The following is a 14,460-nucleotide window of genomic DNA, read 5'->3' as shown; positions in this document are numbered from 1 at the left end:
CATTTCTTGACACACTTTCACCAGGATTCGGAGTCTCCACAAACAACGTCACAGTTTACTGAGAGGTTTTAGGATGAGAATCAATGAGATCGTCAGGAGTCTCGCGCTGGCGGGATGTTTTATTTCTGCCAGTTCCGCCTGGGCCGCAGAAGCACCTAAGGATGCCACCGCAGCAACGCAACAGGCCAACAACGCACTCTTCAACCAGCTTCCTTTCTCCGATAACACCGATTTTACCAACGCCCACAAAGGGTTTATTGCCCCGCTGCCTCAGGACATTATCAAAGGTGAGCAAGGCAACACCGTCTGGGATCCGCAGCAGTACGCTTTTATCAAAGAAGGCGATAAGGCGCCCGACTCGGTTAACCCGAGCTTATGGCGTCAGTCCCAGCTGATTAACATCAGCGGTCTGTTTGAAGTGACCGAAGGCGTCTACCAGATCCGTAACCTCGACCTGTCAAACATGACCATTATTGAAGGTAAAGAAGGCATTACCGTGGTCGACCCGCTGGTGTCGGCGGAAACGGCCAAAGTCGGGATGGATCTTTACTATAAAAATCGCGGTAATAAGCCTGTGGTCGCCGTTATTTACACCCACAGCCACGTTGACCACTATGGCGGCGTGCGCGGCGTGGTGGATGAAGCAGATGTGAAGTCCGGTAAGGTGAAAATCTACGCGCCCGCCGGATTTATGGAGGCCGCCGTCGCGGAGAATATCATGGCGGGTAACGTCATGAGCCGCCGCGCCAGCTATATGTACGGCAACCTGCTGAAGCCGGATGCGAAGGGCCAGGTCGGCGCGGGTCTCGGCACCACCACCTCCGCCGGGACGGTGACCCTGATCGCCCCGACCAATATCATCGAGAAAGATGGTCAGAAAGAGGTGATCGACGGCCTGACCTATGATTTTATGCTCGCGCCGGGATCGGAAGCGCCTTCTGAGATGCTCTGGTATATCGAAGAGAAAAAGCTGATCGAGTCAGCGGAAGATGTCACCCATACCCTGCACAACACCTACTCCCTGCGCGGCGCGAAAATTCGTGAGCCGTTGCCATGGTCGAAATACATCAACCAGGCGATTGTACGCTGGGGTGATAAAGCCGAAATCATTATGGCGCAGCACCACTGGCCGACATGGGGCAACGACAACGTGGTTAACCTGCTGAAAAGCCAGCGCGACCTGTATCGCTACATCAACGACCAGACCCTGCGCATGGCGAACGAAGGGCTGACCCGTGACGAGATTGCCGCCAACTTCAAACTGCCAAACTCCCTGGCCAATACCTGGGCAAACCGTGGCTATTACGGTTCTGTCAGCCATGACGTTAAAGCGACCTACGTGCTCTATTTAGGCTGGTTTGACGGCAACCCGGCGACCCTGGACGAACTGCCGCCTGAAGAAGCCGCGAAGAAATTTGTGGACTACATGGGCGGTGCGGATGCCATCCTGAGCAAAGCGAAAACCGACTTTGACCAGGGGAACTACCGCTGGGTGGCTCAGGTGGTCAGCAAAGTGGTCTTTGCCGATCCAAATAATCAGGCCGCGCGAAACCTGGAAGCGGATGCGCTGGAGCAGCTGGGTTATCAGGCTGAATCAGGCCCGTGGCGTAACTTCTACCTGACCGGCGCCCAGGAGCTGCGTAACGGCGTGGTGAAAGGACCGACCCCGAACACCGCCAGCCCGGATACCGTGCGCGCGATGACGCCAGAAATGTTCTTTGACTATCTGGCGGTGCACATTAACGGTGAAAAAGCGGCGGATGCAAAATCGGTGTTTAACATCGACCTCGGCAGCGACGGCGGTAAATACAAGCTGGAGCTGGAAAATGGCGTGCTGAACCACACGGCGAACGCCGAAGCGAAAGACGCTGACGCGACCGTGACCCTCAACCGCGATACGCTGAATAAAATCATCCTGAAAGAAGTGACGCTTAAACAGGCGCAGGATAACGGCGATATCAAAGTGACCGGCGATGCCGCAAAACTTGATGCCATGCTCGGTTACATGGATAAATTTGAATTCTGGTTTAACATTGTGACCCCGTAAAGGCAGCACTCGCGGGCGGACGTTCCGCCCGCTCAAGGAAAATTCTCTTCAATGGAAAAAAGACATCCAGCCACACCCGAACCCGCGATATGGCCTACCCGTAAATCAATGGTTGTTCACGGGCTGGCCGTGAACCTGCCGTGGCTCGCCTTTGTGAATGCCAGCTTTGCCCTTATGGTCCTGCTGCGCAATTCGCTGTTCGGCCATATCGATGCCCTCCTGCACATCAGCCCCCCTCTGCGGCAGATGATTGACGCCTCCATGCTGGGCGTGGTGATCCTTTCCGTAGCGCTGGTGATCATGGCCTGGCGCCACATCCGCGGCGTCAGCGCCGTTTTGTTTATGTGCAGCCTGCTGTGGTCGATAAGTTGTTACTGGTTTATCAACGTGTTACAGCTTCCTCATCCCTGGCCTATATTCGTTACCCTGCTGATGGCCGGTATGACCGCGCTCTATTTTCACCCGGTTGCACTGCTCTGCTTCACCGTTCCGCTATGGGTAAGCCTGCCCGTTGCCAGCATGCTGCTGAGTCAGGAAATTAATTATCGCTTTGCCGGGCTGTGGGTGGTGTTCACGTTCATTCTCGTGTGCGGGCGCTATATCCTGTTGAGCTGGTTTGAAGAGGCGTGGCGTCGCAACCAGCAGAATCAGCGTTTAATTTCACGGCTGGATGCGCTGGCCCATCAGGATCCGCTGACGAAAACGGCCAACCGCCGGGCGATGGAGCTGGTGCTGGAAAATGCCGTAGAGCAAAGCAAACGCTTCGCGGTGCTGATGCTGGATGTCGATTACTTCAAACTGTATAACGACACCTACGGTCACCAGGCCGGAGATGCGTGTCTCGCGCGGGTGGCAGAGGTGCTGAACACCTCGGTGCGCACGCCAGAGGATGTGGTTTCGCGCTACGGTGGCGAGGAGTTTGTGGTGATCCTCTTTGACTGCGAAGAAAGCGTTGCTGAGAAAGTCGCCGCGCGGATCCAGGCTGGCCTGCGCAACGCAGCCATTCCGCACAGCGCGTCGAAGGTTAGTGAATGTGTGACGGCGAGTATGGGCATTGCAGGCTATACCGCAGGGCTGGCCGGCCCGGAAATCATCGCCCGCGCCGATGCGGCGCTGTACAGGGCAAAGGAGGCCGGGCGGGATCGGTGGTCGCTGTAAGTTACGCCGGGTGGCGCTGCGCTTACCCGGCCTACAAAACCAACCTTTTTCCTCGATCCCGTAGGCCGGGTAAGGCGTAGCCGCCACCCGGCGTTTTTTTTAATACCGCACACACACCGACTTGGTTTCACACCAGCCGTCCAGCCAGTCGGGGCGGAAATCATCGCCCGCGCCGATGCGGCGCTGTACAGGGCGAAGGAGGCCGGGCGGAATCGGTGGTCGCTGTAAGTTACGCCGGGTGGCGCTGCGCTTACCCGGCCTACAAAACCAACCTTTTTCCTCCATCCCGTAGGCCGGGTAAGGCGTAGCCGCCACCCGGCGTTTTTTTAATACCGCACACACACCGACTTGGTTTCACACCAGCCGTCCAGCCAGTCGGGGCCGAAATCGCGCCCGGTGCCGGACTGCTTCATGCCGCCGAACGGCAGGTTGGCGTCTATCAGCGTGTGGCTGTTCACCCACACTGTTCCGGCCTGTAACCTGTCGGTATACGCCAGCGCTTTACTGATGTTCTGCGTCCAGACGCTGGCCGTTAAGCCATATTCAGTGTCGTTCGCCAGCTGAAGCGCCTCTTCCCCATCGGCCACACGAACCAGGTTCACCACCGGCCCGAAGACCTCTTCACGCGTCAGTCGCAGATGATTATCCGGGTTGACCACCAGCGTTGGCGAAACGTAATAGCCTTTGCCGTCTGGCCCCCGGTTCCCGGCGATCAGCTCCGCATTGTGCGCCTTCGCCTCATCCAGGAACGCCTGAACCTTATCGCAGTGGGCGCGCGACACCAGCGGGTTGATAAACGCCTCCGGCGACATGCCCGGCCCGACGCTGAGGGATTTCACGGCCTGTTCAAACCCGCTGACCAGCGTGTCGAACAGCGGAGCCTCAATATAAATGCGCGAGCTGGCCGCGCAGACCTGCCCCTGGTTCAGGAAGCTGCCGGTCATCAGCCCTTCAATCACCCACGCCGGGTCGGCATCTTTCAGCACGATGGCCGGGTTTTTGCCGCCCAGCTCCAGCGTCACGCCCGTTAGCGTGTCCGCCGCCGCGCGGGCAATCTGCTTGCCCGTCGCCGTCGAACCGGTAAAGCTCACTTTGGCAATGCGCGGGTGCGAGGTCAGCGCCGCGCCACAGACGGCGCCACTGCCGGTCACCACGTTGAACACACCCTCCGGGATCCCCGCCTCGCTCGCCAGTTCCGCCACCCGTAACAGGGTGAGCGGCGTGGTTTCCGACGGTTTGATCACGATGGAGCAACCTGCCGCCAGCGCGGGCATCACTTTCCACATGCCAATCATCAGCGGGAAGTTCCACGGCACAATCCCCGCCACGACTCCCACCGGCTCTTTACGCGTCCACGCCTGATAACGCGCGCCCTGCGGCAGTGGAATCGAGAGATCGAGAGTTTTACCGGCAATTTTGGTGGTCAGCCCTGCCGTGTAGCGCATCCAGTTCAGGGTGCAGCCCACCTCGAAGGCGCGGGAAATGTTAATCGATTTCCCCTGCTCCAGGGTTTCGAGCTGTGCCAGCTCTTCGCCATGCTGTTCCACCAGATCCGCAAACCGCAGCAGGATGCGTTCCCGCTCTGCCGGCAGCCGTCCGGCCCAGCTTCGGGCGACAAAGGCGCGCCAGCCAGACATCACCGCACGATCGACATCATCGACGCTGGCATCGGCGGTGGTGGCGATAACCTCTCCGGTCGCCGGGTTGTAGACGTTCAGACGCTTTTCGCTATCGGATGCCGCCTGACGCCCTTCGATCCACAGGCCGTGCTGGCGATCTAAAAACTGCTGCACGCCCGGCAGGATGGCGACGTGTGATTCGGACATAGGATACTCCTTCGTTATGCTTCGCAGGGTGTGTATGCAGTCTAAGAGGGGATTCGCATTCCTGCTTTTGTCTGTGTGACATTCGCTTTGCCAGCTGTGACAGGGTCCGCAAATCGTGATAATTCCCGCTTATATCGCTGTAACCGTTGAGTGTTCTTTCCTATAGTCAGCCTCGTAGCCCTGACAAAATGCAACATAAATGCAACAATGCGAAAACAGTGACGGTGCAGCGAGAACATCAATGGCGTGTGCAAGCGAACAGGACATTTTTCAGCAGTGGCTGGCGCAAATTAACCAGGTTTGTGGGCGCTTTGCGGCACGTCCGTTAGAGGGGGCGTTTCTCGGCGAGCTGGAAACCAGCTACACCCAAAGTCTGAAGCTGAGCACGGTGACCGCCGCAGGCGTTAACCTGTTTCGCACCCGTCAGGAGATCAAAAACGGCAACGACGCCTGGTTCTACACCGTGTTTCAGCTGGAAGGCAGCGCCGGAATCGAACAGGACGACCAGCGCGCGATGCTGAAAGCCGGGGATATCACGCTGATTGACGCCTCCCGCCCGTGCTCCATTTACTGGCAGGAGCGTTCCCGCCAGATTTCGCTCCTGCTCCCGCGACAAATCATTGAGCAACACGCGCGTTTTCAGGAAGTGAGGTGCGCGCTGCCCCTCTCCCGCAATCTGCCTACCGTACAGCTGAGCTACCGACTGCTACAGGAGAGCATGGGCAATGCCGATCTCAGCGCCAGTGAAAGCGAAGCGGCGCTTGAGGCGATGGTGTGTCTGCTGCGTCCGGCCTTCCAGCAGCGTGACGAGGTGCTGCCGCGCAAGGAGCGTCAGTTCCGCCACGTTCTGTCCCTGATTGATGATCATATTCAGTCGGAGGCGTTAAGACCGGAGTGGATAGCTTCAGAGAGCGGCATGTCCGTGCGTAGCTTGTACCGCATGTTTGCCGGGAAAGGGCTGGTGGTAGCGCAGTATATTAAGAACCGTCGCCTCGATTTATGCGCTCAGGCGCTGCGTTCCATAAGCGATGACGAAAAGCTGGCGGGGATTGGCTACAGCTGGGGTTTCACCGACCATAGCCATTTTTCCACCGCCTTTAAGCAGCGTTTCGGGGTTTCGCCGGGCGAATACCGCAGGCGTTATCGCTAGCTATTTTTTCAGCCACTTGCCGTTAATTCCCTTCACGTACTCACCCGGCTGCGCGCGGGCCACCAGCTTTTGTCCCGCCATTTTCGCCACCTCGTCGACGGGTAAATTATTACTGTCAGCCAGCTGCTGGTAACTTTCCGTGCGTGCGGCGTTGATACGGTTCACCAGCGCCAGGGTTTCAGCGTCGTGCTGAACGGGCGCAAGATAGCCGCTCAGGGTTTCCCCTACGCGCCCCTGGGCACGCGCATCGTTGAGCGTAAGCGTGGCGGCGTGAACGTTCATCCCCAGCGCCAGTAACATCAGAGCAAATCGTTTCATGACATCCTCAGAACAGATCGCTGCGGGATTTCAGCAGGGCTTCAACGTCTTTATCCACCTTGATATGGATTTCATGCTCGATTTTCACGTTCATGTTGATGGTGATCGGCTCTTTGGGCGCCGCCACTTCAATGCGCGGCGTGCAGCCTGACAGCAGCGCGACGACGGCCACGGTGAGTACACCAGCCCTCTTTTTCATTGTTGTTCCTCACTTTCCTTGCCTGTCGAACCGCGGAGAAGGGGTATCGCCGCATGTTGCTCAAACCATGTTTGCAGATTGTCCCCAAAGCGCAGGCTGCGCCAGAGGGTAAAAATGTTCTCTTCATGGGTGTAATTCAGGTTTACGAAACTGCTTTTGCTTTCGACGCGGCTGGTGCCTTTAATGGCCGCCTGCATGGTTAACACACCCAGATTATCCACATTGAGTTTTGTCCACGACTGCGAAATTTCCATATAGCGGAGCCAGTTGATCGCCGCCCCGGCAACCATGTTGTCTTTCACAATGGCATCCGCCGTGTCCTGGTCGATGCGCAGCGTCATCGGCCCCGGGTTGGTCAGCCAGCCATCTTTAATGATCCATTTTTCATTGTCCAGCCAGAACGGCAGCGCGCCGCTCACCGGGCCGGACATGGCAAACTGCTTCGGATTCACCGCGCTTATCAGTTCGCTGGAGGAAATATTATCCACGCGCAGTAAAGCCGGATCGTGCTGCGGCATTCTCAACTGCTGCATGGTGATTTTCCCGCCGAGCGCTTCCACCTTCACGTTGGTGAGCAGGAGCGGGTTCGCTTCGGTCCAGGGATAATCGCCCTGGAGATCCGCGGTGATATTTCGGGCTGTGACCAGGTTTTTCACCTCGTCGATTCGTAACGTTACCGGCCCGCGCGTGCCCAGCGACCAGGTACCCTGGCTTAAGCGGAACGGAAGAACAAAATCCACGCCGTTGATCTCGTTATCCGGCATCCACGCGCTGCCCGCTTTCAGCACCCCGTGCCCCCCGGCCTCAAACCCCTGATCGGGCGCCGCAGAGAAAGCCACCTGCGCGTACATTTCGCCGCCGCGCAGGGTCATTTTCCAGTCTGGCGGGATCAGCGGCTGAAACACCGTAAGAGACTGTTTTGGCCACCAGGCCTGACCGCGAAGGCGTTCGCCGTCCCAGCGTCCATTCACCTGGACCGGGCCGATGTCGTCCGCATGCAGGTTCCCTTTAAACTGGAACACCGTCGGGTCTGTCCCGTCAACGCTGAAGGTCAAAACGGACGGCGGCAGCACGCTTCCGCCTGAAAAGCTTGTTTGCCCGGCGTTAAGCGCGAGCGCGCCGCTAAAGGTGGGGTTATCCGGGTCCCGCGACCAGCGCACCGGGTGATCCAGCACCAGGCGCGGCTTGCTGACCAGCATCGTACCGTACTGCAATTTGTCGAACCCCGTGGAAAGATCGGTCAGTTCGATAACGTTGTCGCGCCACTCCCCGGTTCCCCGGACATCCCAGCGCGCGTTCATTGGCGTGAAATTCCCTTTACCCCAGTAGCGCCACTGCCACAAACCGTTGTCCGGTAAAAAGTCGTTAGCCTGGCCGTCCAGATGCAGCTCAAAATCGCCCATCTCGTTTTCATGCGCCCGCAGAATGGCTTGCAGGCGGCCGTCCACGCCCTTCTGCGTGAGCTTCACGCCCGCCAGCGGCCAGCGGATCTCATCGATATCCAGCGAGTCGATGATGCGCCCGCGCGAGCGCAATAAAGCGCCGGGTTCAAACGTAAGCTGCGGATCGTAAAGGCTGCCGGTCAGCATCGCCGGGAGCCTGGCATACAGGATCAGATCGTTTTGCTTGGCTTCCCCGCTCAGGTGCAGCGGCATAGCGCTGTTATCCATACTGAGCGAGCCGGGACCGATATTCAGCACCGCGTTGCCCTTCCCCGCATCCCCCTGGGTCAGCACGTTGAACCGCCCCGTGAAGGTGGCTTTCTCCAGCCCCTGCTGCCAGTTATCCACTTTCAGCCCGACGCGTCCGCTCATTGGCACGTCGGAGGCTAACCAGTTCCAGCGTCCGTCGCTGATGGTCAACTGCTGAGCGGTGATCTGCCACGGTAAATCGAGCAGCGGATCGGGGTTGTCCCGCGCCATGACCACCAGCTGGCCCTGATTGTCCTCCCAGTCCAGATCGGCATCGACCAGCGAGGATAACTGTGGCACGTTAAAGGTCGCGACCGTATGCCCTTTCACCGGCACGCCGTCCGGCACCAGCGGCAGGGTAAATTCACCGACCAGCTTCACGGGCTGCGGCTGATCCGGCAGTTGCACATCGAACTGGCTGATGGAGAGGGTCTGGCCGCGCAACTGCCCCTTAATGCTCACCTGCTTGCCGTTATAGGTGATGTCCTGGCGGGCTGGCGTCAGTGAGGCATGCAGCTCACCCTCCCACTGCTGCCAGGGAGAAAGGGTAAAGCGATGGATGGTCAGCCAGGTGTTGGGCAGGATGGCCTGCCACTGCGCCAGCGTTTTCGGCGCCACCGTAGATGGCGCCGATTGCGGTAATTTGCTCAGGCAGACAGAGTTAAGTTCAAGTGCGCCAATATCCAGATCCCAGCGGCTGGGGTGTGACAGAGTCACGTTTTCCACGCGGGCAATTTCACACTCTTCTACCAGATAGCGGAGATCGGGGATGATCAGGGCGTGGCGCGTGAGCCGTGGGCTTTTTTCAAACGCGATGCGCGTTCCAACGGGGAGCCAGATCCCGGCGAGCGTGGGTACCCACTGGGCGAGCGTCATCAGCAGCGTCAGCGGCACAAGAAATAGCAGCAGTAATAGCGCGATTGCGGCTTTGTATTTACCCTTCATGGGCAGTTAATATCCTGATTTTGCGAAAAAAATAAGCCGTTCTTGCCGCTCATTGTCGCATGTTTAGCCAGTCAGTTGAAGGTAATGCCATTTTTAAGAGTAGATGCTCTACAATAATTCATAGAACTTATTGATTTCAATGAATTTTGAAAAATTGTAAGATAATTTTAAACATGCTAACGTGGTTCCAAAATCACTGGAGAAAGTCTTATGAAACTCGCGGTATATAGCACAAAGCAGTACGACAAAAAGTATCTGCAACATGTTAACGAGACGTACGGTTTCGATCTTGAATTTTTCGACTTTCTGCTAACTGAAAAGACGGCTAAAACCGCCCACGGCTGCGAAGGCGTGTGTATCTTCGTTAACGACGACTGTAGCCGACCGGTACTGGAAGAGTTAAAAAAACAGGGCGTGAAATACATTGCCCTGCGCTGCGCGGGCTTTAACAACGTCGATCTCGATGCCGCCAAAGAGCTGGGTCTGAAGGTCGTTCGCGTCCCGGCCTATTCTCCGGAAGCCGTGGCAGAACATGCGGTCGGGATGATGATGTCGCTCAACCGTCGTATTCACCGTGCCTATCAGCGAACCCGTGATGCTAACTTCTCTCTGGAAGGGCTGACCGGCTTTACCATGTACGGTAAAACCGCAGGCGTGATCGGTACCGGCAAAATTGGCGTGGCCGCCCTTCGCATCCTGAAAGGATTTGGCATGCGCCTGCTGGCGTTTGATCCGTACCCAAGCGCCGCTGCGCTGGAGCTGGGCGTGGAGTATGTCGATTTGAAAACGCTCTTCTCGCAGTCTGACGTTATCTCCCTGCACTGTCCGCTGACTCCGGAGAACTATCATCTGCTTAACCAGTCGGCGTTCGACCAGATGAAAGACGGCGTGATGATCATCAATACCAGCCGCGGCGGGCTGATCGACTCTCAGGCGGCTATCGAAGCGTTGAAAACGCAAAAAATCGGCGCGTTGGGTATGGATGTGTATGAGAACGAACGCGATCTGTTCTTTGAGGATAAATCTAATGACGTGATCCAGGACGACGTGTTCCGTCGCCTGTCTGCCTGTCACAACGTGTTGTTCACAGGGCACCAGGCGTTCCTGACCGCCGAAGCGCTGATCAGCATTTCGGAAACCACGCTGGGGAATTTGCGTCAACTCGAAAAGGGCGAAGCGTGCCCGAACGCGATAGTGTAAGCCTGGTAAGCCGGGTGGCGGCTACGCCCTGCCCGGCCTGTGGATTGCGTTAATTGTACGCCCGGTAAGCGCAGCGTCACCGGGCTTTTTGGGCTTCAATCCTGCCACGCGCAGGATAGTCCTGGCTGACGTTTGCCGCTCTGCTTTATCCAGTGTCCCGAAACAGGTAATAATTTTGATTAAATAAGTTTGATTTTTACCTCATATCCCTCGAGGCCTGTCATGGCTTCACGAGCGATAAACTCAATTTCAGACACTTCCTGCCCTGTTTTTTTACGTAACTCTGAAATTTTTTTGGTTATAAGCGCTGAAATTTCTTCTTCTGCCTTTTGCGTCAGTGCGTCAACGTTCATGTTTACCTCTTGCAACCGTTTACTGTTTCCATTCTCCAGCAGGCGACAGCTAACGATTAACTGCCTTTCACCATAACTGTATGTAAAGAGTAGACTATCTGTGTAACGTATGCTGCCGTCACATTTAAATATGCATTTAGATTGCATTATTTAAACAAGGTGTTATTGTCCCAAAGCCTTAGAGCACAAAAAAGACAAATATAAGAAAAGCTTTGACTCACACTCGCCCCGCATCAGGGGCATTTTTTTGGCTGTCTGTAAGCAAAAACCCGCCATTAGCGGGTTTTTGTGTTATTCGAGAAAATTATTTAAAGACTTCTGCGACGGCCTGGAAGTTAGGGCCATGCTCGCGGGCAGCGATGATGACGTAGTATTTCCCGCCCTTCTCGTCTGCCAGTTTTGAGAGTTTTTGATGAAGATCTGAAGGTGAAGAAATTTGTCCACCTGAAGCCCCTACAGATACATTACCAAGGTATTCAAGCTTGAAGTGGTGCGCTTCATCCTTGGAAATCATATCTGCCGCAGATGCGCCGAAGCTTGCTACTGTTAAAGCCAATACAATCCCTAATAGTGCTTTTTTCATATCATTCCTCCTGTTGATGGATCTATATATTTAACATTAGCAGCAAATATGTAAATGATCCGTATCAATATTGTAGAAGGATTGAGCATCACGACCAGCCATCACTGACCTGAACAGCGGGTGCAGCAGGTTCATCTACTATACTGACCTGTGCAGTCGTCATTTATCTGCCGGTTGCGCCTGAAGCAATTGAAACTTACCTGTACCATGACCATCAGGAGAACAATATGCACACGAGTAAAACCCTGAAAAGGCTGCTAGCCGTATCAGCAGTTGCAGCAATGTTCAGCACCGTTGGCGTACAAGCCCAGACAACCAGCGCCGCGCAAACTCAAACTGCGGGCCAGGATCAACCGGACGCCAGACTCAGCTCCGGCGACGAGAAAGCATTGAAGGACATGGCGCAGGCCAATATCAACGAAGTTGCCGCCGCCAGGCTCGCCCTGGACAAGGCCCAAACCAGTGAAGTGAAAACATTCGCCCAGAAAATGGTCGACGATCACGGCGCCGCGCTGACCAAAGTCAAGACCGTTGCCCAGAAAAAGGGCGTGGAGCTGCCGACCGAACCAGACGCCGCGCATAAAGCCCTGAACTCAAGGCTGGAAAACCAGCGCGGTGACGCTTTTGACAAAATGTATATGGAATATGCTGGCGTGAAGGACCACGAGAAGGTGCTGTCGAAGCTTAAGAGCGACGCCAGTAAAATCGACGATCCGGATGTGAAGGCTCTGGCCAACGAGCACACTCCGGTCGTTGAGCAGCATCTGAAGTCCGCCGAGCAGATGTCAACGCGTGCTGGCGCATCAGCCGATAAATAACGCGTCGGTAAAACGACTACTGCAAAATAAAGTGGGGCCCGCAGGCCCCACGCTTATTTCCCCTTCCTGCTGAATTATTCCGGCAAGGCGTAGACCACCACCTGATCGCCCACCTGATCCTTCAGGATCGTATTCCCGCCTGCCACGAAGGCCACATACTGGCGACCTTTATATTCATAGACGGACGGGTTCGCTACCGCCGGAGCTTCGGCCTGATCGGACCACAGCTCTTCACCGCTCTCTACCGAGTAGGCACGCACTTTGGCATCCATTGAAGCACCGATGAAGATCACGCCGCCCGCCGTCACTGCCGGACCACCAATGGTAGGCGAACCCCAGCTTTCCGGCATGAAGAAGCCATACTGCTGGGAGGCGCCAACCGGACGACGCCATTTCACATCGCCCGTGTGCATGTCCAGCGCCACGATTTCACCAAACGGCGGTTGCCAGCACGGCATGCCCAGCCAGTTGCTCGCCACCAGCAGACGCATACCGTACGGGGCGCCTTCCTGTGGGGCAAAGCCGCTTTCGTTGCCGGAGTCTTTGTCTGCGTTATCGTAATCCTCACGGCTGTACAGCTTCACGTACTGGACGATATGCGAGGTGTTGACGATGGCGATCTGTTTTTGCGGATCGAACGCCACCCCGCCCCACTGGACGCCGCCGGCGCTATCGGGATAGGTGAGCGTGCCTTCGCCTTTGGTGGTCGGCGGGGTATACATTCCTTCATAGGTCAGGTTATCCCACAGGCGGGAGCACTGGCCGCCACCGACGATATCCGCCAGCTTCCAGATTTCCGGTTTTTTCGACTGGTCGAGCAGCGGCGCGGGTTTGGTCGGGAATGGCTGCGTGGGCGAGAGAACTTCGCCCTGGACCGACCCATCACCCTGCGAAACCGGACGTTCTTCGATTGGCCATACGTCCTCCCCCGTCAGGCGGTTAACCACAAACAGGAAACCCTGCTTGGTGGCCTGCACCAGCGCCGGGATCTGCTTGCCGTCTACGGTGATGTCCATCAGCGTCGGGGCGGAGTTGATATCGTAATCCCAGACGTCGTGGTGTACCCACTGACGGGACCAGACCACTTTACCGGTGTTGATGTCCAGGGCGGTGGTCGAGGTGCCAAGCGGAATAGCGTCCACGCGGTTGCCGCCCCAATAGTTGGGAGACGGCGATGAGACCGGGAGATAGACCAGCCCGTTAGCCTCATCGGCGGACATGTGCGTCCAGACGTTGGCGGTACCGGTACGCTTGCGAATCTCTGCGGGGATCGCCTCAAAGGTCCATTCAAGCTTACCGGTCTGGGCGTTGACTGAAAATACGGTGCCCGGAGGGGCTTCGGCATAGGCCCAGTCCTTCCCGGCCCAGCCCACCAGCAGATGGTTGCCGACAACGGTTGGCGGTTGCAGGACAGAGAGCGGATACTTCGCGTTAACGGTGTTCCACTGGTTCAGATCCAGCACGCCGTTGTTCGCAAAGCCGCTGCACGGTTTGCCTGAATCGGCGTCCAGCGCAAAGAGCTTGCCGTCAACGGTGCCCATATAGACCATCTTCTGGCATGCCTCACCTGTCACCGGATTTTTGGCCTGCCAGTAGGAAACGCCGCGGTTTTTCAGCACCGGCTGGGTCAGCGCCTTGCGCGACGATTTGGTGTCATAGTGCCATTTCTCTTTACCCGTCCCCGGATCCAGCGCAATCAGGCGATCGAATGGCGTGCCGATGTAGAGCGTATCGTTGGCGAAAATGGGCGTTGCGGACCAGACGGTAGCTGGCGTATCGCCTTTACCGTCCGAGACGTCGCCGGTATGGAACTCCCAGACTTTCGTTAATTTCCCGACGTTATCCGCCGTAATTTGGGTCAGGGGACTGTATTTCTGCGCGTTAAGCTGGCCGTGGAAGCTGTCCCAGGTGGCGGTGCCGGGCACCAGCGGCGTCGCTGGCTGGCTGGCCGAGGCGACTCTCTTTCCATCACCGCTGCCGGTTGAGGCATCGTCGGTGGTTTTTGTGGTTCCGGGCGCCTGCTGATCGGCCGCATCAATGTTCAGTGATTCCTGTGTCCCCTGCGAGGCTTCAGCGGCCTTATCCTGCGCCTGTAGCGCGAGCGGAGCGACCAGCAGCGCCAGCGCCGTCATGCTGACTTTTATGAAGGGATAATGCTTATCGTTGTGCACG

At 56.8% G+C, this 14,460-nt stretch carries 12 protein-coding genes; 5 read left to right on the top strand and 7 right to left on the bottom strand.

All coding sequences use genetic code 11. The features are described 5' to 3' along the window. The first annotated feature begins 73 nt into the window (after positions 1–73). Both FZF21_RS10120 and FZF21_RS10115 read left to right on the top strand, forming a co-directional pair. Complete coding sequence (locus FZF21_RS10120; RefSeq protein WP_023296555.1) at positions 74–2,047, top strand: alkyl sulfatase dimerization domain-containing protein; 1,974 nt, start codon at positions 74–76, stop codon at positions 2,045–2,047. A 51-nt stretch (positions 2,048–2,098) separates the two neighbouring features. Beyond that, on the top strand, positions 2,099–3,205 hold the full coding sequence (locus FZF21_RS10115) for a GGDEF domain-containing protein (protein WP_149121380.1): 1,107 nt from the start codon (positions 2,099–2,101) through the stop codon (positions 3,203–3,205). Positions 3,206–3,531: 326 nt separating this feature from the next. On the opposite strand, the gene FZF21_RS10110 is transcribed toward FZF21_RS10115, so the two are convergent. Further along, positions 3,532–5,031, bottom strand: coding sequence for an aldehyde dehydrogenase family protein (locus FZF21_RS10110; RefSeq protein WP_032104042.1), 1,500 nt, complete (start codon positions 5,029–5,031; stop codon positions 3,532–3,534). A gap of 241 nt (positions 5,032–5,272) precedes the next feature. On the opposite strand from FZF21_RS10110, the gene feaR reads away from it, so the two are divergent. After that, positions 5,273–6,181: a transcriptional regulator FeaR gene (gene feaR, locus FZF21_RS10105; RefSeq protein WP_023296551.1), complete on the top strand. Its 909-nt coding sequence runs from the start codon at positions 5,273–5,275 to the stop codon at positions 6,179–6,181. On the opposite strand, the gene FZF21_RS10100 is transcribed toward feaR, so the two are convergent. From FZF21_RS10100 to FZF21_RS10090, 3 genes are read right to left on the bottom strand one after another with little or no spacing between them, the layout of a single operon-like run. Continuing rightward, positions 6,182–6,499, bottom strand: a complete 318-nt coding sequence (locus FZF21_RS10100) for a YdbL family protein (protein ID WP_023296550.1) — start codon at positions 6,497–6,499, stop codon at positions 6,182–6,184. It abuts the gene before it with no gap. A 7-nt stretch (positions 6,500–6,506) separates the two neighbouring features. Beyond that, positions 6,507–6,698 (bottom strand): YnbE family lipoprotein, encoded by a 192-nt coding sequence (locus FZF21_RS10095; RefSeq protein WP_003857369.1) that lies wholly within the window; start codon positions 6,696–6,698, stop codon positions 6,507–6,509. Then, entirely contained in the window at positions 6,695–9,334 is a 2,640-nt protein-coding gene (locus FZF21_RS10090; protein ID WP_047736559.1) for a YdbH family protein, read from the bottom strand. The genes FZF21_RS10095 and FZF21_RS10090 overlap by 4 nt, the downstream gene beginning before the upstream one ends. A gap of 210 nt (positions 9,335–9,544) precedes the next feature. Between FZF21_RS10090 and FZF21_RS10085 the strand changes: the two genes are divergently transcribed. Beyond that, positions 9,545–10,534, top strand: a complete 990-nt coding sequence (locus FZF21_RS10085; protein ID WP_149121381.1) for a 2-hydroxyacid dehydrogenase — start codon at positions 9,545–9,547, stop codon at positions 10,532–10,534. Positions 10,535–10,713: 179 nt separating this feature from the next. On the opposite strand, the gene FZF21_RS10080 is transcribed toward FZF21_RS10085, so the two are convergent. Continuing rightward, positions 10,714–10,887, bottom strand: a complete 174-nt coding sequence (locus FZF21_RS10080; RefSeq protein WP_006808842.1) for an addiction module toxin, GnsA/GnsB family — start codon at positions 10,885–10,887, stop codon at positions 10,714–10,716. Between the two features lie 304 nt (positions 10,888–11,191). Beyond that, positions 11,192–11,470, bottom strand: a complete 279-nt coding sequence (locus FZF21_RS10075; protein WP_047736561.1) for a DUF1471 domain-containing protein — start codon at positions 11,468–11,470, stop codon at positions 11,192–11,194. Positions 11,471–11,697: 227 nt separating this feature from the next. Between FZF21_RS10075 and FZF21_RS10070 the strand changes: the two genes are divergently transcribed. Beyond that, complete coding sequence (locus FZF21_RS10070; RefSeq protein ID WP_023296548.1) at positions 11,698–12,288, top strand: DUF4142 domain-containing protein; 591 nt, start codon at positions 11,698–11,700, stop codon at positions 12,286–12,288. 74 nt (positions 12,289–12,362) lie between these two features. Here FZF21_RS10070 and FZF21_RS10065 read toward each other — a convergent pair whose 3' ends face one another. Continuing rightward, positions 12,363–14,459 carry a pyrroloquinoline quinone-dependent dehydrogenase gene (locus tag FZF21_RS10065; RefSeq protein ID WP_149121382.1) on the bottom strand — a complete coding sequence of 699 codons (2,097 nt, stop codon included), beginning with the start codon at positions 14,457–14,459 and terminating at the stop codon, positions 12,363–12,365. Between the last annotated feature and the right edge of the window lies 1 nt (position 14,460).

Source organism: Enterobacter sp. LU1 (assembly GCF_008271405.2).
Classification (GTDB): Bacteria; Pseudomonadota; Gammaproteobacteria; order Enterobacterales; family Enterobacteriaceae; genus Enterobacter; species Enterobacter hormaechei_C.
Note: the sequence above shows the minus strand (reverse complement) of the source record. Positions and strands in the feature narration are given on the sequence as shown.